General features: G+C 73.8%; 1 protein-coding gene. It reads left to right on the top strand.

Annotated features, from left to right (window positions below):
• Positions 1-49 precede the first annotated feature (49 nt).
• Positions 50-1,301 (top strand): protein kinase domain-containing protein (locus tag FRZ03_RS17405; RefSeq protein ID WP_146466122.1); only part of this gene is annotated, 1,252 nt, incomplete at its 3' end.

Consider the following 1,301-nt stretch of genomic DNA (forward strand, 5'->3'; position numbering starts at 1 on the left):
AGCCGCCCTTCGCGCGTACCGACCCCGGAACCCGGAAGGAGCCCGGCTCATGACCTCCTGCGTACGGCCCGGATGCGCCGGGCGCATCATGGGGACCGGGTACTGCGACACCTGCGGGCACCGGCACATCGAGCCGCACAGCTCGTCTCCCCGGCCCGGGGCGCGCGCCGCGCAGGCCGTGACCGCACCGGTCGTGTCCGAGGACGGTCCGGGGCCGGCGACCGTGCACGCCGTCGCCGGGGTCGGCGAACTCGACCAGCACGGACTGGTCGTGCTGCCCGAGGTGCCCGAGCCCGACGACGTCCTGGTGGCGGACCCCAGCCCGCCCACCGGGGGCCGCCGCTGCGACGGCGGCGACTGCAGCATGATCGTCGGCGTCGGCTACGGCGGCCAGCCCGCCCGCGCCACCGGCCGCTGCCCCCGCTGCGGCACGCCGTACTCCTTCCTGCCCCAGCTGACCCGCGGCGAGCTGGTCGCCGACCACTACCGGGTGCTCGGCTGCCTCGCCCACGGCGGTCTCGGCTGGATCCACCTCGCCGAGGACACCCGCGCCGAGGGCCACCGCGTCGTCCTCAAGAGCCAGATCAACGCGGGCGGGGCGCTCGCCCGCCGCACCGCCGTCGAGGAGCGCCGCTCCCTCACCGACCTGCACCACCCGGACATCGTGCGCATCATCACGTACGCCGAACACCGGGCGGCGGGCGCCGAACCGCCCACCGGGTACCTGGTGATGGACTACATCGGCGGCCGTTCCCTGCAACAGCTCTTCGACGCCGACGACATCGAGCGCGTCTTCCACGGCCGCCCCCGCCTGGACCACGTCCTCACCTACGGCTGCAAGATCCTCGGCGCCCTGGAGTACATGCACGAACGCGGCCTGCTCTACTGCGACATGAAGCCCGCCAACGTCATCCACTTCGGCCGTGCCGTGAAGGTCATCGACCTCGGCGCGGTCCGCGCGATCGGCGACCGCGCCTCCGCCTACATGTACACCGCGACGTTCGCGCCGCCGAAGGAGGAGATCGACCGGCGCGGCTGGCACATCGACAGCGACCTCTACACCGTCGGCATGACCCTGCAGGCCCTGGCCCGCGCCACCGAACCGGCCCGCGGCCTCGCCCCCGACTCCTTCCGCCGGCTCATCGCCCGCGCCACCCACCCCGAGCCCCGCGCCCGGTTCCGCTCGGCCGCCGAGATCTCCCGCCAACTCTGGGAAGTACTCCGGGAGTTCCGGTCCCTCCAGTTCGGCGAGCAGCTGCCGGAGAGTTCCACCCGGTTCCGCGCCACCGGCGCCAGCCTCG

The sequence above is a fragment of the Streptomyces misionensis genome, assembly GCF_007896895.1.
Lineage (GTDB): Bacteria > Actinomycetota > Actinomycetes > Streptomycetales > Streptomycetaceae > Streptomyces > Streptomyces misionensis_A.